The sequence below is a fragment of the Xanthomonas sp. WHRI 7065 genome (genome assembly GCF_040203115.2).
GTDB lineage: Bacteria > Pseudomonadota > Gammaproteobacteria > Xanthomonadales > Xanthomonadaceae > Xanthomonas > Xanthomonas arboricola.
Genome location: NZ_CP168194.1, coordinates 481,580 through 498,235 on the forward strand (window position 1 = coordinate 481,580; position 16,656 = coordinate 498,235).

The window sequence follows — 16,656 nt, forward strand, 5'->3', positions numbered from 1 at the left end:
AGATTCCGATGCACGAAGACGAGCGTTACCAGGCAGGCTTGCGCGAGCGCCGACGCGTCCTGGGCGATGCGCATGTCGAGCGCTCGCTGGCTGCACGCACCGAGTTCACCGACGAGTTCCAGACGCTGATCACCCGCTACGCCTGGGGCACCATCTGGACCCGCGATGGCCTGCCCGCGCACACCCGCTCGCTGCTGACCCTGGCGATGATGGTGGCGCTGGGCCACGACGAGGAGTTCAAGCTGCACGTGCGCGCCGCGCGCAACAATGGCGTCACGCCCGAGCAGATCAAGGAAGTCCTGCTGCAGGCCGCGGTCTATTGCGGCGTGCCTGCCGCCAACCATGCCTTCGCGCTGGCCAAGCCCATCCTCGAGGAGCAGGCCGGCGAAGAACAGCCGGCGCGCGAAGGCTGACGGCCACGGCGACGCGTGAGTGCAGCAGGCACGCTGCATTTGCGCGGCATGCGGCGGGCAATGCGACCGATTAGGTTGGCTGTGCCCCTGGTCTGCACTCAGGGCACGCCGGGCAGGGTGGCGATCCAACGCGCGCACTGCGTTGCACCCTGGCCGTCCCGTAGGCACATCGCCGCTGATGACATCACCCATCGACGACGGGATGATGCACGTACCGCAACGGACCACCGCTTCCGTTCGCACAGGACATTCCCCATGAGGTTGCCGATGCTGCTGCGTACCGTTTGTTTGCTTTCGCTGCTGCTCACCGCATCCGGGCTGCAGGCACAACCGCATCCCGGGCCCGGGACCGAGCTGGCGCAGGTGCGCGCCGACGATGGCCAGACGCTGGCGGTGTGGTCGCGCGTCCCCGCGCAGCCGCGCGGCACGATCCTGCTGGTGCATGGGCGCACCTGGAGTGCGTTGCCCAATTTCGATCTGCAGGTTGCCGACGAGCCGCGCGATGCGCGCTCGGTGCTGGCGGCATTGGCGCAGGCCGGTTACGCCGCCTATGCGGTCGATCTGCGCGGCTACGGCGGCAGTGCGCGCGATCGCAGCGGCTGGAACACGCCCGCGCGCGCCGTGGCCGATGTCGATACGGTGCTGAGCTGGGTTGCCCACCAGCACCCGCAGCTGCCGCCGCCGGCGCTGCTCGGTTATTCCAATGGTGCGCGGGTGGCGCTGCTGATCGCCCAGCAACATCCGCAGGCAGTGTCGGCGCTGGTGCTGTACGGCTTCCCCGACGATGTCGACGCAGCGCCCGACACCACCCCGGCGCCGGCGCAGCCATTGCGTGCGCCCACCACGGCCGCGGCGGCCGGCGAGGACTTCATTACCGCCAACGCCGCACCGCCCGGCGTGCGTGCGGCCTATGTGGCGCAGGCGGTATCGGCCGACCCGGTGCGCACCGACTGGCGCGCGATGGAGCAGTTCGCCTTCCAGCCGGAGCAGGTGACCACGCTGCCGGTGTTGCTGCTGCGTGGCGTCGACGATCCCATCGCGACCCAGGCGGACAACGCGCACCTGTACGTACGTCTGCGCAGCGAAGACCGCAGCTGGGTCACGCTGCCGCACGCCGATCACGTGGCGCATGTCGAGGACACCCATGCCGCCTGGGTGGATGCGGTGGTGAGCTTCCTGCGCCGGCCGCGCTGAGCGCGCCCGCCGGCGACTAACTCAACAACGCACCCAGCCGCTGCGCCGCCTGCTTCAACGGCTCCAGCAGCGTCTGCATCGTCTGCAGGCTCACGCGCCCGGCCTGGGCGCCGATGTTGAGCGCGGCGATCACCTCGCCGCGCAGGTTGCGCACCGGCACCGCGATCGAGCGCAGGCCGATTTCCAGTTCCTGGTCGGTCAGGCACATGCCTTCGCGGCGCGTGCGTGCCAGCACTTCCAGCAGTGCAGAAGCCTGGGTCACGGTGCGGTCGGTGCGCGGGCGCAGCGTGGTGCGCTCCAGGTACGCCTGCAGGGTGTCGCCGGGCAGGGCGGCCAACAGGACGCGGCCCATCGAGGTGCAGTAGGCCGGCAGGCGTGTGCCCGGGCGCAGCCCGATCGACATGATGCGCACCGTCTCGGCGCGCGCCACGTACAGCAGGTCGTCGCCGTCCAGCACGCCCAGCGAGCAGGATTCGTGCAACTGGTCGCGCAGCCCGTCCAGCACCGGCTGCGCCGCCGCGGTCATCGACGAGGACGCTGCATACGCACCGCCGATCCCCAGCACGCGCGGCAGCAGCACGTAGCCGCGGCCTTGCTCGCCGACATAGCCCAGCCTGGCCAGGGTATGCAGCACCCGCCGCACCGCCGCACGCGAGATGCCGGTTTCCAGGCTGATCTGCGACATCGTCACCTCGCGCGCGTGCTGGGCGAACACGCTCAGCACCACCAGCCCGCGGCCCAGCGAGGTCATGAAGTCCGGGTCGCCCTGGGCGGCGGCGATCTGCTGCATCAACTCATGCGGCAGGCCGCGTTCGCTCCCGGCGGTGGCCACGGTGGTGGTGGGTTTGCGGCGGCTGGAGGCGGGCTCGGGCATCGGATCGCAGCGTGGACGGGTCCGTGCATGGTAAGCGCTCACGCCGATACATGCCCCCGGTCGCAGCTTGCGCCTGGACATGTAAGCGCTTCACCCTGGTTGCCGCATAATCGTTGCTGGTTTGTTTCGGATCGGTCTCCTTAGTCCATGAAAACCCCCAAGGGCCTGCAACCGCTGATCGACGACGGCATCATCGACGAAGTGTTGCGACCACTGAAGAGCGGCAAGGAAGCATCCGTCTATGTGGTCAGTACGGGCGCCGACATCCTGTGCGCCAAGGTCTACAAGGACATGGCGCAACGCAGTTTCCAGGCGCGTGTGCAATATCAGGAAGGCCGCAAGGTGCGTGGCAGCCGCCAGGCGCGCGCGATGGGCAAGGCCACCAAGTTCGGCCGGCGCGAAGCCGAGACCGCATGGAAGAACACCGAAGCCGAGGTGCTCTATCAACTGATGGACGCCAGCGTTCACGTGCCTAAGCCGCGCGGCTATTTCCACGGCGTGCTGCTGATGGACCTGGTCACCGACGAGGCCGGCCACAGCGCACCGCGGCTGGGCGAGGTGGACCTGGAGCCGGAGCAGGCGCGCAGCTTCCACGCCAGCCTGATCGGCGATGTGGTCAAGATGCTGTCGCTGGGCCTGGTGCACGGCGACCTGTCCGAATACAACGTGCTGGTCTCGCCCGAGGGCCCGGTGTTGATCGATTTCCCGCAGGTGGTCAGTGCTGCCGGCAACAACGCTGCACGCGACATGCTGCTGCGCGATGTGCACAACCTGCGCGACTGCCTCGGCCGCTTCGCCCCGGAGTTGCTGGACACCCATTACGGCGAAGAGATGTGGGCGCTGTTCGAAAAGGGCGAGCTGCGCCCGGATAGCGTGCTGACCGGCCGCTTCAAGTTCGACACCCGGCGCGCCGACGTGCGTGCCATCCGCGCCTCGATCGAGGACGCACGCCAGGAAAACCTCATCCGTCAGCAGGGCCGCGAGGCCGCTGCCGAGGACGACGACTAGACCGCTGTTGCGTTCGCGCGCGATGCGGCGTGCCAGCAGCAGCGGCACAGCTGGCGCGCGGCCGCAATGCACCGCTCAGGGTGATCAGGCAGGTGCGCGCCGATGCAGGCGCGCAGCCACGATGCAGTGCAGCAAAAAACCAACGGATGCTGATGGCGCGACTATTCGCCGGGCATCGCCATGGCAGGCGCATGCATCGGCAGCACGGGGGTTTTTGCGGTACTGCCGCGCATCTCCGGTATCGCCATTGAAATAATTGATGGCGTTGAATGGTGATTGATCATAAGTATCTGGCAGGCTCAGCCATCGTCTCCTGGAGAGTCCGCCATGTCGTTTGATCCCGATGTCGTGCGCCTGTTTGCCCAGCTTCAACACGCCGCTCAACCACCGATGGAAACCCTGCCGATCGAGGGCGCGCGTGCAATGATGCGTGCACTCGGCACGCAGCTGGGCTTCCCGCGTGTGGAGATGGCCGAGGTGCGCGACCTGCAGGCCGGCACCGCCGCCGGCCCGGTGCGCCTGCGTTTGTATCGCCCGTCCGGGCTGGCTGCCGGTCCGGCCCCGACCTGCCTGTTCGTGCACGGCGGCGGCGGTGTGGTGGGCGACCTCGACTCCCACGACGACGTCTGCCGGCAACTGGCGGCGCGCGCCGGCTGCCAGCTGCTGGCGGTCGACTATCGCCTTGCACCGGAACATCCCGCGCCGGCCGGCGTGGAGGACGTGATTGCGACCCTGCACTGGCTGGTTGCCCAGCCCGATGCGGTCGGTGCCGATGTGCAGCGCCTGGCCGTGGCCGGCGACAGCATCGGCGGCGCCATGGCCGCAGTCGCGGCGCTGGCCGCGCGCGATGCCGGGATCGCGTTGCGCTGCCAGGTGCTGGTGTATCCGCTCACCGATGCGCGCGAGGACAACGGCCAATACCCGTCGCGATCGCATAACGCCGGCCTGCCGCCGCTGACCACAGAGGCAGTGCGCTTCTTCAATCGCCATCTATTGCCCGACCCCGCCATTGCACAGGACTGGCGCGTCTCGCCGATGCTGGTGCCGGAGGTGGCCGGCGTTGTGCCCGCACTGGTCATCGTGGGCGAGCGCGACATGCTCTACGACGAAGGCCGCAGCTATGCCGAACGTCTGCGCGCCGCCGGCGTGGAAGTCACCCTGCACAGCTTTCCCGGCATGATCCACGGCTTCATCAATATGGGCGGGGTCCTGCGCGCCGCCGGCGAAACGCTGGAGATGGCAGCGCTGTTGCTGCGCCAGCGCTTGCTGCCCGCCGTCGAGCGCAGGGCGGCGTAAGGGCCTGCGGCAGGCGTGCCATGCGCGCGCTGCCGCGGCGCTGCAGCCAAGCCCGCATGTGGCTCAACGCTCGAGGGAAAGACGACGATCCAGGCTCGCAAGTGCGCAAGTCCTGCGGGCCCACCATCAGGCTCAGAAGTTGAAGCGGAACGTGGTCATCAGCACGTGGTTTTCGCGGTCCACCGTACTGGTGTTGACGAACTGATTCAGATAACCGACGTCGACATTGGCAATATCGTTGAACTTCCAGTTGATGCCGACGAAGACGCGGTTCTGGTCCAGACCGCGTCGGGCGCCCCACTCGGTCTGGTCGAGATTGACGAACAGTTCGTTGAAGGCCACCCACGACAGTTGCGGAGACAATGCGCTGGGCCGGACCGCCCTGATCATCTGGCGCACCCGATATCCCTCGTCGCTGAAACCTTCGCGGTGACGCTGCTCCAGGCGGGTGCGACTGGTGATGGTGATATTGGCAATCGGATCGAACTGATATTGAAACTGCCCCCACCAGCGATTTTCACGGTTGGAGGATTGCCCGGCCGGGTGGCTGATGATGGTGTCGTAACCCATCCAGACACTGGCCTTGGGAGTGAACCGGTAAAACACCGCAGGGCGCAGGATCAACTGGTCGAACTGTTCGCCCTCTTCGCGCCAGCGTGGGTGCACATCCATGCTCCAGTACAGGTTTTCGACCGGCAGCTTGCCCTGGGCATACACGCTCAGCCAGTAACGCCCGTCTTCCTCGGTCTGCGCGGCCGCTTGCGAGGTGCCGCCCAGCATCAGCAGCAGGGCGGGGCAGGCGATTCGGTAGGTGGCCGTCAGCAGCGCGCGCAGTCTGTTCATGATCAGGAAGTTGTCAGTGGTGCCGGAGCATACCAACTCGATCGCGACCTCCATCGCGCTGTCCGGCATCGCCGAGGCGATACCGGCGTGTTGCTTCGCCTGCGGCGACATGCCATCGCGTCGTGACATCCGCTGACAAACATCAACGCATGTGCCGCGTGTAAAACGCATGCGTTTGAACAGGCGGCCGCCATGCAGCTGCCCGCGCACCGGCGAGCGCTTACGCCACCTGGCTGCGGCGCGCCCGTTCCAGATGCACCAGCAGCAGCGAGATCGCCGCCGGCGTCATGCCGGCAATGCGTTGCGCCTGGCCGATGCTTTGCGGGCGCACGCGCTCGAGTTTCTGCTGCACTTCGATCGATAGCCCGCGCACGCCGGCGTAATCGAATCCATCCGGAATCGGCGTGGTTTCGTGGCGCTGCTGGCGTGCGATGTCATCGCGCTGGCGATCCAGGTAGCCGGCGTATTTGACGCTGATCTCCACCTGCTCGGCCACCTGCGCATCGTCCACGCCCGGCCCCAGCGTCGGCACGCGCATCAGCGCGGCGTAATTGAGTTCGGGGCGCTTGATCAGGTCCAGCACGTTGGTTTCGCGGCTCACCGCCACGCCCAGGGTCTGGGCCACTTCGCGGCCCAGCGCATTGCCCGGGGTCGCCCACAGCACCGACAGGCGCGCGCTTTCGCGCTGCACCGCCTCTTGCTTGGCGGAGAAGCGCGCCCAGCGCGCGTCGTCGACCAGCCCCATCGCGCGGCCGACGCCGGTCAGGCGCGCATCGGCGTTGTCCTCGCGCAGTTGCAGGCGGTATTCGGCGCGGCTGGTGAACATGCGATACGGCTCGGTGGTGCCGTGCGTGATCAGATCGTCCACCAGCACGCCCAGGTAGGCCTGGTCGCGGCGCGGCGACCACGCCGGCAATCCCTGCACGTGGCGCGCGGCATTGAGCCCGGCCAGCAGGCCCTGTGCGGCGGCCTCCTCGTACCCGGTGGTGCCATTGATCTGCCCGGCGAAGAACAGCCCGCCCACCGCCTTGGTTTCCAGCGAGGCCTTGAGCCCGCGCGGGTCGAAGAAGTCGTATTCGATCGCATAGCCGGGGCGGGTGATATGCGCCTGCGCAAACCCGTGGATCGAGCGCACCAATGCCAGCTGCACGTCGAACGGCAACGAGGTGGAGATGCCGTTGGGGTAGATCTCGGCCACTTCCAGGCCTTCGGGCTCGACGAAGATCTGGTGGCTGCTCTTCTCGGCAAAGCGCACCACCTTGTCTTCGATCGACGGGCAGTAACGCGGGCCGATGCCTTCGATCTGCCCGGAATACAGCGGCGAGCGATGCAACGCACTGCGGATGATGTCGTGGGTCTGCTCGGTGGTCTGGGTGATCCAGCAGCTGACCTGGCGCGGGTGATCGCCGAGCTGGCCCATGAACGACATCACCGGCAGCGGATCGTCGCCGGGTTGTTCGGCCATCACGCTGTAGTCGAGCGTGCGGCCGTCGATGCGCGGCGGGGTGCCGGTCTTGAGCCGGTCGATCGCGAACGGCCGCTCGCGCAGACGCGCGGCCAGCGTGGTGGCCGGCGGGTCGCCCATGCGTCCGGCCGCGTACTGGGTCTCGCCGACGTGGATCTTGCCGGCCAGGAAGGTGCCGGCGGTCAGCACCACCGAGGGCGCTTCGAAGCGCAGCCCGGTCTGGGTGATCACGCCGCGCACGCTGTCGGCTTCGGCGGCGCCGTTGTGGATGATCAGGTCGTCCACCGCCGCCTGGAACACGGTCAGGTTGGGCTGCGCCTCGACGATGCGGCGGATCGCGTTGCGGTAGAGATTGCGGTCGGCCTGGCAGCGGGTGGCGCGCACCGCCGGCCCCTTGGAGGCATTGAGCGTGCGCCACTGGATGCCGGCCTGATCCGCCGCGCGTGCCATCGCCCCGCCCAGCGCGTCGATCTCCTTGACCAGATGGCCCTTGCCGATCCCGCCGATGGCCGGGTTGCAGCTCATCGCACCCACCGTCTCGATGTTGTGGGTCAGCAGCAAGGTGCGCGCCCCGGCGCGCGCGGAGGCCAGCGCCGCCTCGGTGCCGGCATGGCCGCCGCCAATCACGATGACGTCGTAGCGATAGAAGGAGTCAGACATGGGCGTGGACCAGGAGCAGAAGGAGGTTGGCGGCCGCGAAAGTATCGGCTGAAGGGCGAGCGAGGTCACTCGATGGGTAAAAGTGTGATGTGAGTCACATTATCAAACACTGACCCTCAAGTTGGCATGTTCCGTGCGGATATCCCTACTGCACCCGTCGTGGCATTGCGACATGGGCGCAAGGCTGGAATTGGAACAGGGGCCAGCCACGCGTGCGATGGGGTAGCGTAAGGGTCGGTAGTCGGGGGACTGCCGACCCTTATTTTTTTCTGCGACCCAATGCCGATACAGCCCAGCCTGCTCGCACGGGTAGCCGCAGGTACGGCAGAGCAGACCAGACGACAAAAACATAAAGCCCCGGCATGCCGGGGCTTTATGCGTTGGAGGCGCCGATATCCGACAGGGCCGGAACAGGGGGGATCCAGATTTCCCTGTCGGACATCGACATAAGTCGGTCAGTGGGGCGGGCCAGGTCAAAAAATGACGTGGCGGGTCACACAGAGCACCTAGCTTGCGACCAAGTGCCGGCTGAACGCAAGCCCCCAACATCACCATTTGTGGGCCACGTCGCAGTCAGCAACTCAGGGAATCTGCTCACGCGTGTTGCGTGGCGCGGTCTGCCGTTGAATCTCGCGGATCACCCGCGGCGGCGCACCGATGCGGGGCGGCGGCCGCGACGGCGGAGCGCCAGTCGCCGGCGGACGATTGGGTTGTTGCGGGCGCGGCCCGTTGGGGCGGGGGCCGTTCGGACGCGGGCCATTGTTGAACGAGCCGTTCGGACGTGGCGGCCGGTACTGCGGGCGTCGATCGTTCGGGCGGTAGTAATAGCCGCCACCGCGGTAGACCGGGTATACCGGGTAGTCGTACAGCCCGATCGACCCGGCGCCGTAAGGGTTGCCGTACGGGTTGCCGTAGAAATACGGCGAGTAGCCCGGCGGGTAGCGGTACTGCACCGCGGGTGCGCCGCGGTAATAGCCGCCCGACCCCGCACCGGTGTAGTCGTAGGTTGCGCAGCCGCCCAGGGCCAACAGCCCGGCGGCGAAGATCAGACGGAATTTCATGGATGGTGCCCTCCTGCAACCATGGTGTCACTTTCGAACCGATGCATTGAATCGGTCCTTAACTGTGCCGCAATGTGGTGCTTCTGCATCGATCCAGCATGCGCGGGCAAGGCGCGCACAGCCGTGAAGGCGGAGACGATACGTTAATCTTGCAGGCATGATCGAGACGGTTCCTCTTGCCCATTCCGACGTCCTGCAAGCCGCTGCGCGCATCGCGCCGCAGTGCGCGCCGACACCGCTGCTGACCTCGCACAGCCTGGATGCCCTCTGCGGTGCGCAGTTGTTCTTCAAGGCCGAACACCTGCAGCGTAGCGGCGCTTTCAAGTTCCGTGGTGCCTGCAACGCGGTGTGGTCATTGCCGGAGGAGCTGGCCGCGCGCGGGGTGGTCACCCATTCGTCCGGCAATCACGGCGCCGCACTCGCACTTGCCGCGCGCACGCGCGGGATCGGCTGCCACGTGGTGGTGCCCGAAGGCGCGGTGGCCGCCAAGCTGGCCAATATTTCCCGTCACGGCGCCACGCTGTGGCGCTGCGCGCCCACCATCGCGGCGCGCGAGCAGATGTGTGCCGACGTCCAGGCCAGCAGCGGCGCGACGCTGGTGCATCCATATACCGACCCGGCGGTGATCGCCGGGCAGGGCACCGCCGCGCTGGAGCTGCTGCAGCAGAGCGGCGGGCTGGATGTGCTGGTTGCACCGGTCGGCGGCGGCGGGCTGGCCGCCGGCACTGCGCTGGCGCTGCAATCGGCGCCCGGCTGTGCGCTGGTGCTGGCCGAGCCGAGCGGGGCGGCCGATACCGCGCGTTCGCTGGCGGCCGGCGAGCGCCTGGTCGACTTCGTGCCCGACACGCTCTGCGACGGGTTGCGCGGCACCCTGGGTGCGCCGAATTTCGCAGTGCTGCAGGCCGCCGGCGCGCAGGTGATCACCGTGGACGATGCGGCGGTGGTGCAGGCGATGCGGCTGATCTGGCAGGTGCTCAAACAGGTGGTGGAGCCGTCCTCGGCGATTGCGCTGGCAGCGGTGCTGGCCGACCCGGCGCGCTTTGCCGGGCGGCGGGTCGGGCTGATCCTGTCCGGCGGCAATGTCGACCTGGACGCGCTGCCCTGGGCCGCAGCGTGAGCAGGCGGTCGCGTGGGATCGGTCTGTGGGGCTGGTGCTGGCGCCTGTGCATGCTGACGCTGATCTGGCTGGTGGGCGTGGCCGGCTGGATCGTCTGGGTCGGCGATCGCGACCAGGCCGCGCCGGCCGACGTGATCATCGTGCTGGGCGCGGCCGCCTACGACGCGCGCCCTTCGCCGGTGTTCGAAGAGCGCATCCGGCATGCGCTGGACCTGTACGCGCAGGGCTACGCGCCGCGGCTGCTGTTCACCGGCGGCTTCGGCAATGGCGCGCGCTTTGCCGAGTCGCAGGTGGCGCGGCGCTACGCGCTACGCCACGGCGTACCGCCGGAGGCGATCGTGATCGAGACGGTCTCGCGCACCACCCGGCAGAATCTGCAGCAGGCACGCGCGCTGATGGACCGGCACGGCATGCACCGGGCGATCATCGTCAGCGACCCGTTGCACATGGCGCGCGCGCTGCGGCTGAGCGATGAGCTGGGGGTGGACGCGCTGGCCTCTTCCACGCCCAGCACGCGCTTTCGCAGCTTCCACACCAGTTGGCGCTTCCTGCTGCAGGAGGTCTATTACTTCCATCGCGACCTGGTGGTGCAGGGCGCCTGACGCCGGGTATGCCGCACGGCAGGCGTGTTGAAGCGCAAAACGCGCTCTATGATGCGGCTTTCCCAGCGGCAGGTTCGAGCATGAGCGAGCGCAATCGGCAACACGCCACCGGCCTGGTCCAGGCCTATTACGCGGCATTCAACCGCGGCGATTGGGACGCCATGCTGGCGTTCCTGGCCGAGGACGTCGCGCACGACCTCAACCAGGGCCCGCGCGAGATCGGCCGGGCGGAATTTGCCGCCTTCCTGCAGCGCATGAACGACAGCTACCGCGAGCAGCTGCGCGACATCGTGATCACCGCCAACGAGGATGGCACCCGGGTCGGTGCCGAGTACGTGGTGCACGGGGTCTACCACACCACCGACGAAGGCCTGCCGGAAGCCAACGGGCAGACCTATGTGCTGCCGGGCGGTGCGTTCTTCGATGTGCGCGACGGCAGGATCACCCGCGTCACCAACTACTACAACCTGCAGGAGTGGATCGCGCAGGTCTCGCGCTGAGCGCATCGACCGGCACGGCGTAGGAGCGCACCCGGGCGCGACAAGGCGTTATCGGCAATGCCTGGTCGCGCCCGGGTGCGCTCCTACGTGATTGGTGCGGTGTTGCGGCCGGAGCTGTGCCTATGTAGGAGCGCGCTTGCGCGCGATGAGGCGTTACCGGCGATGCCTGGTCGCGCCCGGGTGCGCTCCTACGTGGGTGGGCGGGGATTACAGCAACACGATCCCGACCACCACCAGGATGAAGATGCCCCACTTGAGCGTCTGGTACAGCGGGTTGTTGCGTTCCTTCAGCGCCTTGGCCTTCAGGCGCGCGGCATAGAAATAGCGGAACACGCGGTTGATGCCGCCGGTCTTGTCGCCTTCCTGATTGGGCGAGGCACCGGCCGAGAGCAGGCTGCGGCCGACGAAGCGGTTCACCGCCGCGGCCCAGCGCCAGCGCATCGGGCGCTCGATGTCGCAGAACAGGATGATGCGGTCCTGGTCGGTGTCGTTGCGCGCGTAATGGATGTAGGTTTCGTCGAACATCGTCCACTCGCCATCGCGCCAGCTGTGGCGCTGCCCGTCGACATCGATGAAGCAGCGGTCGTCGTTGGGTGTGGCCAGCCCCAGGTGCAGGCGCATGGACCCGGCAAACGGGTCGCGGTGCGGGCGCAGTTCGCTGCCCGGCGGCAACTCGGCGAACATCGCGGCCTTGACCGTGGGGATGGACTTCAGCAACGCGGTCGTCTGCGGGCACAGTTCGGACGCCGACGGGTGCGCGGTGCCGTACCACTTCAGATAGAAGCGCTTCCAGCCACGGCGGAAGAACGAGTTGAAGCCGATGTCGGTGTAGCCGTCGGCAGCGCGGATCTTCTGCATCTGCTGCAGCGCCACCGCTTCATCGCGGATCAGCGGCCAGTTGGCGCGCAGCGGCGCCAGCTCCGGAAATTCCTTGCCGGGATCGATGAACGGCGTGGTCGGCACGCGCGAACACAGATACATCAGCGTGTTGATCGGCGCCATGAAGGTGGAATGGTCCAGCAGCTGCCGGCTGAGCCGGTGCCGCACGCGACCGCGGTAATGGATGTACAGCGCCGATGCGATGAACAGCGCGATGATGAGCCACTTCAACATTGGGAAGGCCGATTGGGGGACGGGGGCCGCAAACCTAAGAGCGGCTATCAAAACGACAATGCAGCAGCCGGGCGGGGGCGCTGCCGGTACTCGGAACCGGCATGTACCACGCGTACATGCCGGTTCCTGCGCGCCGTCTGCAGCCACCTGACGGCTGCGTGCTGCGTTTTGCTAGCCACGCCGGTTCAGGCGTCGAAAAGGCAAGCCGCAACAGGAACATGCGGCCATTGACTGCTGAATTCTACCGGGTGTCGCGACCGAGCCTGACAGGTCCGCATTGGTGCCGTCGCAAAACTGTGTGTCTCGCCGGCAACGGCTGCGTTGCTGCCGGCGATCTGCACCGCCGCTAGTCGATGCGGCGGCGGATCGGGATCGAGGCCACCGGGACGCTGGCGACATCGTGTCCCTGCTCGCGGATGGGCGCGCCCGGCGCCGGTGCCCAGGCGTGGGCATAGATCACTTCCCAGGAGCTGGGCAGGGTGCCGTCCGGCCGCCGCAAGGGCTCGTAGGCGGCGCTGGCGGCGGCAAAACGGCCGCGTCCGGTCAGAGTGGCGCGGCGGTTGCTGAGTGCGTTGGTGGCGCCCATCGCGCGCAGCTCGCGCATCAGCGCGGGCAGGTCGCTGTAGGTCAGCGTGAACAGATCGCGGTCCAGCACCGGGTCGCGGAAGCCGGACATCAGCAAGGCATCGCCGAACTGGGCGATCGGCGGAAAGCGGCTGACATGCGGTGCCGGGTCGGCCTGGGCGAAGGCCTCGCGCAACTCGATCAGCGTCTCCGGGCCGAAGGTGGAGCACAGCAACAAGCCGCCTGGCCGCAGCGCGCGGCGGAAACCGGCGAATACCGCGGGCAGGTCTTCCACCCACTGCAGGCACAGGTTGCTGAAGATCACGTCCACGCTGCCGTCGGCCACCGGCAAGGCGCGTGCATCGGCGCAGACCTGCGCGAACGGCTTCCACCAGCCCGCCGCCTTGCGCGCCTGGCGCAGCATCGGCATGGCCTGGTCCAGCGCGATCACCTGCGCCTTGGGCCAGCGCTTCTTGATCGCGCCGCTGGCATGGCCGGGGCCGGCGCCGACATCCAGCACCACCTTGGGCACCTGGTCGCCCAGGTAGTCGAGCGATTCGAGCAGGCGCGTTTCGGCTTCGCGCTGTAGCGCGGCGGCGGCGGCATAGCTGCTGGCGGCACGCGCAAAGGCGCGCCGGACGTGACGGGGGTCGAAAGTACTGTTCATGAGCGGCGCTATTGTCGCCTGTGGCCGGGGCGGAGGGAATCGATGGATGGCCTGGCATCGGCCTGGCGAGTCTGCAGACGTTCGGTCTGCCGGTGGCTGCGCGGCGAGCGGCAAGGGTTCAACGGGGCTTGGCCAAACACCCACCGGATGTCCGCGGCGGTCGCCACCACTTGCCGCGTGGCCGAGGCGCTCTAGAACGTGCCGGGATAGCTGCCGCCGTCGATCAGCAGGTTCTGCCCGGTGATGTAGCCGGCCTGCGCGCTGCACAGGAACGCGCAGGCCGCGCCGAATTCGTCCGGCTCGCCGAAGCGTGCGGCGGGAATGCCCGCACGTTTGCGCTCGGCGACGTCTTCGGCGCTGCTGCCTTGCTGTTGCGCGATCGCCGCGAAGTTGCCGCGCAGGCGGTCGGTGGCGAACTGGCCGGGCAGCAGATTGTTGATGGTGACGTTGTCGGCCACCGTGCTGCGCGCCAGCCCGGCGACGAAGCCGGTGAGGCCGGCACGCGCGCCATTGGACAGGCCCAGGATGTCGATCGGCGCCTTCACCGCGCTGGAGGTGATGTTGACGATGCGGCCGAAGCGCCGCGCGCGCATCGCATCGACGCTGGCGCGGATCAGTTCGATCGGCGCCAGCATGTTGGCGTCCAGGGCGCGCAGCCAGTCGTCGCGTTCCCACTGGCGAAAATCGCCGGGCGGCGGGCCACCGGCGTTGTTGATGAGGATATCCAGCTGCGGGCAGGCGGCGAGCGCATCGCTGCGTCCCTGCGGGGTGGCGATATCGGCCACCACGCTGCGCACTTCGCCGGCGCCCGGCAGTGCGCGCAGTGCCTGGGCGGACTGCTCCAGGGCATCGCGGCCGCGCGCGACGATCACTACGTTGACGCCTTCGCTGGCCAGTGCGCGTGCGCAGCCCAGCCCCAGGCCCTTGCTGGCGGCGCAGACCAGTGCCCAGCGCCCGGCGATTCCCAGATCCATGCGTGTGTCCTCGATCAGCGATGCCGCATGATTGACGATCCGCTCATGGCACGGACGCAACGAAGCGTTGCAGCGCTTCGGCGACCCGATCGGCATGGCCAAGAAACGGTGCGTGACCGCCACCGGCAATGGTCAGGGCCTGCGCGTGCGGCGTCAGCGCGGCGGCGGCCTGCATGCCGGCTGCCGGCACCAGCCGGTCGCGCTGGCCCGCGATCCACAGGCTGGGGCGCGCGAGTTGCGGCAGCGCGCGGCGCAGGTCGCTGCGTTCCAGCAGCTGCAGGCCTTGCTGCAGTGCTTCGGCGGCCGGTTCGCCGCGCGCCACCAGCGTCTCGCGCAGGCTGCGCAACTCGCTGCGGGCATGCGCCGAGCCCAGCGTATCCAGCGCCAGAAACCGCTCCAGCGTACCGCGGTAGTCGCGCGCCAGGTCCTGGCCGAATTGCACGAACACCTCGCGCTCGACGGCGTCGGACCAATCGTTGCCACGCACGAAACGCGGCGTGGCCGCGATCATCGCCAGCCCGCGTACCTTGGGCTGGGTGGCCGCGGCATGCAGCGCGAACAGCCCGCCCAACGACCAGCCGACCCACACCGCCGGCGGCGTGGCGGCGGCGATGCCGGCGACCACGTCCGGCAGCGCCAGCGGCGTGCTGTCGTCGCGGCTGAAACCGTGCCCGGGCAGATCCACCAGATGCAGTTGATGCTGCGCGGCCAGGCGTTCCACCAACGGCGCGAACACGCCGCCGTGCAACGCCCAACCGTGCAGGAGAACCAGCGCAGGCCCGTGGCCGATGACATCGATATGCATGCGGGGATTGTCGCTGATGGCGCTGACCGGCGCATGGGTCGGCGTGTGCGGCGCAAGGTGTCTTGCGTCAGCCTGCGCTGCGCGTGGAGCCGATCTGCGCGGCACGCCAAGCCGGTTGCGGACACGCAGGACCGCACCGACAGTAGCGATCTGCTCACATCAACGACGCGGACACTGCCACGTCGAGCACCGGCCGCCGTCGCGCGGCTATTGCACAACCGTCTGGATCGTCGCCCTCAGGCAGACGCACGCAGCGGTTGCCGGCTGACCACATCGCGCGCCTGCACGATGGCTTCGATCAAGGCCTGCACCTGCTGCGGCGTATGCAGCGCGGACAGGGTCACACGCAGACGCGCCTTGCCTTCGGGCACGGTGGGCGGGCGGATCGCGCCGACCAGGAAGCCGGCCTGTTCCAGCACGGCGGACATCGCCATCACCGTGGCTTCTTCGCCGCACAGCAGGGGCTGGATCGGCGTATCCGAGGCCATCAGCTCGAAGCCATGCCGGCGTGCGCCATCGCGGAAACTGCCGATCGACTCGACCAGCTTGGCGCGCCGCCAATCGTCGCGACGCGCCAGTCGCACGGCCGCCAACGTCGCAGCGACCTGCGCCGGCGGCAACGCGGTGGTGTAGATGTAGGGGCGCGCGGTTTCGGCCAGATGACGCACCAGCGCTGCATCGCCGACCACCACCGCGCCATAGCCGCCGAGCGCCTTGCCCAGGGTCACCAACTGCAGCGGCACTTCGGCCACGCCCAGTCCGGCATCGGCAACGCAGCCGCGCCCCTGCGGGCCGAGCACGCCCACCCCGTGTGCGTCGTCGACATAGAACAACGCCTGCTGCATGCGCGCCACCAGGCTCAACGCACGCAGCGGCGCAACATCGCCATCCATGCTGAAGACGCCATCGCTGGCCAGCATCGCCGCGCCCTCGGGCGAGCCCTTGAGCTGACGCATCGCGCCTTCCACATCCAGGTGCGGATAACGGCGCAACCGGCAGCCGGCCAGGCGTGTGGCATCGAGCAGGCTGGCGTGGTTGAGCCGGTCCTGCACGCAGACATCGTCGTCCTCGCTGAGCAAGGCCTGCTGCACCGCCAGGTTGGCGATGAAGCCGCTGCCGAACAGCAGCGCCGACGGATAGCCGAGCCACTCGGCGATCTCGCGCTCCAGCGTTTCGTGCGCGGTGTGGTGGCCGCAGATCAGATGCGAGGCGGTGGCGCCGGCACCATCGCGCGCGGCGGCGTCCTGCAACGCGGCGACCACTTCGAACTGCTGCGACAGGCCCAGATAGTCGTTGGAGCAGAAACCGGTCAGCCAGCGGCCATCGACTTCCAGCCGCACGCCATCGCGACGGCCCACCAGCCGCCGCACCCGCACCCGTTCCTGGGCCACACGCAAGGTGCGCAGCGACGAAATCCGTTCGTGCAGATCGGGGCGGGCCATGGGGGCGTTCAACGGCAGAAGGGGGCGTTAGCGTAGCCTGCCGCGCCCGGCACGCCCA

General features: G+C 68.2%; 16 protein-coding genes and 1 other RNA gene. 8 read left to right on the forward strand and 9 right to left on the reverse strand.

Annotated elements, in window-relative coordinates; all coding sequences use genetic code 11:
• Positions 1-8 precede the first annotated feature (8 nt).
• Together pcaC and ABQY64_RS02065 are read left to right on the forward strand one after the other, a co-directional pair.
• The gene (gene pcaC / locus ABQY64_RS02060; RefSeq protein ID WP_349780223.1) at positions 9-413 is read left to right on the forward strand and encodes a 4-carboxymuconolactone decarboxylase; all 405 of its coding nucleotides are present in this window, start codon (positions 9-11) and stop codon (positions 411-413) included.
• A gap of 267 nt (positions 414-680) precedes the next feature.
• A complete protein-coding gene (locus ABQY64_RS02065; protein ID WP_349780231.1) occupies positions 681-1,607 on the forward strand; it encodes an alpha/beta fold hydrolase in 927 nt (308 codons plus the stop codon).
• 16 nt (positions 1,608-1,623) lie between these two features.
• On the opposite strand, the gene ABQY64_RS02070 is transcribed toward ABQY64_RS02065, so the two are convergent.
• Positions 1,624-2,481, reverse strand: coding sequence for an IclR family transcriptional regulator C-terminal domain-containing protein (locus ABQY64_RS02070; protein WP_024938784.1), 858 nt, complete (start codon positions 2,479-2,481; stop codon positions 1,624-1,626).
• A gap of 147 nt (positions 2,482-2,628) precedes the next feature.
• On the opposite strand from ABQY64_RS02070, the gene ABQY64_RS02075 reads away from it, so the two are divergent.
• Entirely contained in the window at positions 2,629-3,489 is an 861-nt protein-coding gene (locus ABQY64_RS02075) for a PA4780 family RIO1-like protein kinase (RefSeq protein WP_039517307.1), read from the forward strand.
• Positions 3,490-3,816: 327 nt separating this feature from the next.
• Positions 3,817-4,785, forward strand: coding sequence for an alpha/beta hydrolase (locus tag ABQY64_RS02080; RefSeq protein WP_349780224.1), 969 nt, complete (start codon positions 3,817-3,819; stop codon positions 4,783-4,785).
• Between the two features lie 132 nt (positions 4,786-4,917).
• On the opposite strand, the gene ABQY64_RS02085 is transcribed toward ABQY64_RS02080, so the two are convergent.
• The 3 genes from ABQY64_RS02085 to ABQY64_RS02095 form a co-directional block, all read right to left on the reverse strand.
• The gene (locus ABQY64_RS02085; protein WP_052767959.1) at positions 4,918-5,628 is read right to left on the reverse strand and encodes a DUF2490 domain-containing protein; all 711 of its coding nucleotides are present in this window, start codon (positions 5,626-5,628) and stop codon (positions 4,918-4,920) included.
• Between the two features lie 220 nt (positions 5,629-5,848).
• Positions 5,849-7,753 (reverse strand): tRNA uridine-5-carboxymethylaminomethyl(34) synthesis enzyme MnmG, encoded by a 1,905-nt coding sequence (mnmG, locus tag ABQY64_RS02090; protein ID WP_349780225.1) that lies wholly within the window; start codon positions 7,751-7,753, stop codon positions 5,849-5,851.
• 581 nt (positions 7,754-8,334) lie between these two features.
• Complete coding sequence (locus ABQY64_RS02095) at positions 8,335-8,814, reverse strand: hypothetical protein (protein WP_016903246.1); 480 nt, start codon at positions 8,812-8,814, stop codon at positions 8,335-8,337.
• A gap of 157 nt (positions 8,815-8,971) precedes the next feature.
• Here ABQY64_RS02095 and ABQY64_RS02100 point away from each other — a divergent pair, with 157 nt between their 5' ends.
• From ABQY64_RS02100 to ABQY64_RS02110, 3 genes are all read left to right on the forward strand, one after another.
• Positions 8,972-9,931, forward strand: a complete 960-nt coding sequence (locus ABQY64_RS02100; RefSeq protein WP_039517297.1) for a pyridoxal-phosphate dependent enzyme — start codon at positions 8,972-8,974, stop codon at positions 9,929-9,931.
• Complete coding sequence (locus ABQY64_RS02105) at positions 9,916-10,533, forward strand: YdcF family protein (RefSeq protein WP_039511215.1); 618 nt, start codon at positions 9,916-9,918, stop codon at positions 10,531-10,533. The genes ABQY64_RS02100 and ABQY64_RS02105 overlap by 16 nt, the downstream gene beginning before the upstream one ends.
• Before the next feature lie 80 nt (positions 10,534-10,613).
• Positions 10,614-11,033, forward strand: coding sequence for a nuclear transport factor 2 family protein (locus ABQY64_RS02110; protein ID WP_349780226.1), 420 nt, complete (start codon positions 10,614-10,616; stop codon positions 11,031-11,033).
• Between the two features lie 207 nt (positions 11,034-11,240).
• Here the strand turns inward: ABQY64_RS02110 and lpxO are convergent, their stop codons facing one another.
• The gene (gene lpxO, locus ABQY64_RS02115) at positions 11,241-12,146 is read right to left on the reverse strand and encodes a lipid A hydroxylase LpxO (RefSeq protein ID WP_016903250.1); all 906 of its coding nucleotides are present in this window, start codon (positions 12,144-12,146) and stop codon (positions 11,241-11,243) included.
• Positions 12,147-12,247: 101 nt separating this feature from the next.
• On the opposite strand from lpxO, the gene ABQY64_RS02120 reads away from it, so the two are divergent.
• A non-coding RNA gene (locus ABQY64_RS02120) (sX9 sRNA) lies at positions 12,248-12,323 on the forward strand.
• A 169-nt stretch (positions 12,324-12,492) separates the two neighbouring features.
• Here the strand turns inward: ABQY64_RS02120 and bioC are convergent.
• The 4 genes from bioC to bioF form a co-directional block, all read right to left on the reverse strand.
• Positions 12,493-13,377: a malonyl-ACP O-methyltransferase BioC gene (gene bioC, locus ABQY64_RS02125; RefSeq protein WP_016903252.1), complete on the reverse strand. Its 885-nt coding sequence runs from the start codon at positions 13,375-13,377 to the stop codon at positions 12,493-12,495.
• A 191-nt stretch (positions 13,378-13,568) separates the two neighbouring features.
• Positions 13,569-14,351 (reverse strand): SDR family oxidoreductase, encoded by a 783-nt coding sequence (locus ABQY64_RS02130; protein ID WP_039518318.1) that lies wholly within the window; start codon positions 14,349-14,351, stop codon positions 13,569-13,571.
• A 43-nt stretch (positions 14,352-14,394) separates the two neighbouring features.
• Positions 14,395-15,156, reverse strand: coding sequence for a pimeloyl-ACP methyl ester esterase BioH (gene bioH, locus ABQY64_RS02135; RefSeq protein WP_349780776.1), 762 nt, complete (start codon positions 15,154-15,156; stop codon positions 14,395-14,397).
• A gap of 236 nt (positions 15,157-15,392) precedes the next feature.
• Positions 15,393-16,598 carry an 8-amino-7-oxononanoate synthase gene (gene bioF, locus ABQY64_RS02140; protein ID WP_127158321.1) on the reverse strand — a complete coding sequence of 402 codons (1,206 nt, stop codon included), beginning with the start codon at positions 16,596-16,598 and terminating at the stop codon, positions 15,393-15,395.
• Positions 16,599-16,656 lie beyond the last annotated feature (58 nt).

What these genes read in the sequence shown, in the direction of transcription:
- ABQY64_RS02095 (WP_016903246.1), bottom strand. Translation starts at nt 8,814, where the DNA reads ATGAAATTCCGTCTGATCTTCGCCGCCGGGCTGTTGGCCCTGGGCGGC.
- bioH (WP_349780776.1), bottom strand. Translation starts at nt 15,156, where the DNA reads ATGCATATCGATGTCATCGGCCACGGGCCTGCGCTGGTTCTCCTGCAC.
- ABQY64_RS02080 (WP_349780224.1), top strand. Translation starts at nt 3,817, where the DNA reads ATGTCGTTTGATCCCGATGTCGTGCGCCTGTTTGCCCAGCTTCAACAC.
- lpxO (WP_016903250.1), bottom strand. Translation starts at nt 12,146, where the DNA reads ATGTTGAAGTGGCTCATCATCGCGCTGTTCATCGCATCGGCGCTGTAC.
- ABQY64_RS02075 (WP_039517307.1), top strand. Translation starts at nt 2,629, where the DNA reads ATGAAAACCCCCAAGGGCCTGCAACCGCTGATCGACGACGGCATCATC.
- ABQY64_RS02110 (WP_349780226.1), top strand. Translation starts at nt 10,614, where the DNA reads ATGAGCGAGCGCAATCGGCAACACGCCACCGGCCTGGTCCAGGCCTAT.
- bioC (WP_016903252.1), bottom strand. Translation starts at nt 13,377, where the DNA reads ATGAACAGTACTTTCGACCCCCGTCACGTCCGGCGCGCCTTTGCGCGT.
- ABQY64_RS02070 (WP_024938784.1), bottom strand. Translation starts at nt 2,481, where the DNA reads ATGCCCGAGCCCGCCTCCAGCCGCCGCAAACCCACCACCACCGTGGCC.
- pcaC (WP_349780223.1), top strand. Translation starts at nt 9, where the DNA reads ATGCACGAAGACGAGCGTTACCAGGCAGGCTTGCGCGAGCGCCGACGC.
- bioF (WP_127158321.1), bottom strand. Translation starts at nt 16,598, where the DNA reads ATGGCCCGCCCCGATCTGCACGAACGGATTTCGTCGCTGCGCACCTTG.
- mnmG (WP_349780225.1), bottom strand. Translation starts at nt 7,753, where the DNA reads ATGTCTGACTCCTTCTATCGCTACGACGTCATCGTGATTGGCGGCGGC.
- ABQY64_RS02130 (WP_039518318.1), bottom strand. Translation starts at nt 14,351, where the DNA reads ATGGATCTGGGAATCGCCGGGCGCTGGGCACTGGTCTGCGCCGCCAGC.
- ABQY64_RS02065 (WP_349780231.1), top strand. Translation starts at nt 681, where the DNA reads ATGCTGCTGCGTACCGTTTGTTTGCTTTCGCTGCTGCTCACCGCATCC.
- ABQY64_RS02100 (WP_039517297.1), top strand. Translation starts at nt 8,972, where the DNA reads ATGATCGAGACGGTTCCTCTTGCCCATTCCGACGTCCTGCAAGCCGCT.
- ABQY64_RS02085 (WP_052767959.1), bottom strand. Translation starts at nt 5,628, where the DNA reads ATGAACAGACTGCGCGCGCTGCTGACGGCCACCTACCGAATCGCCTGC.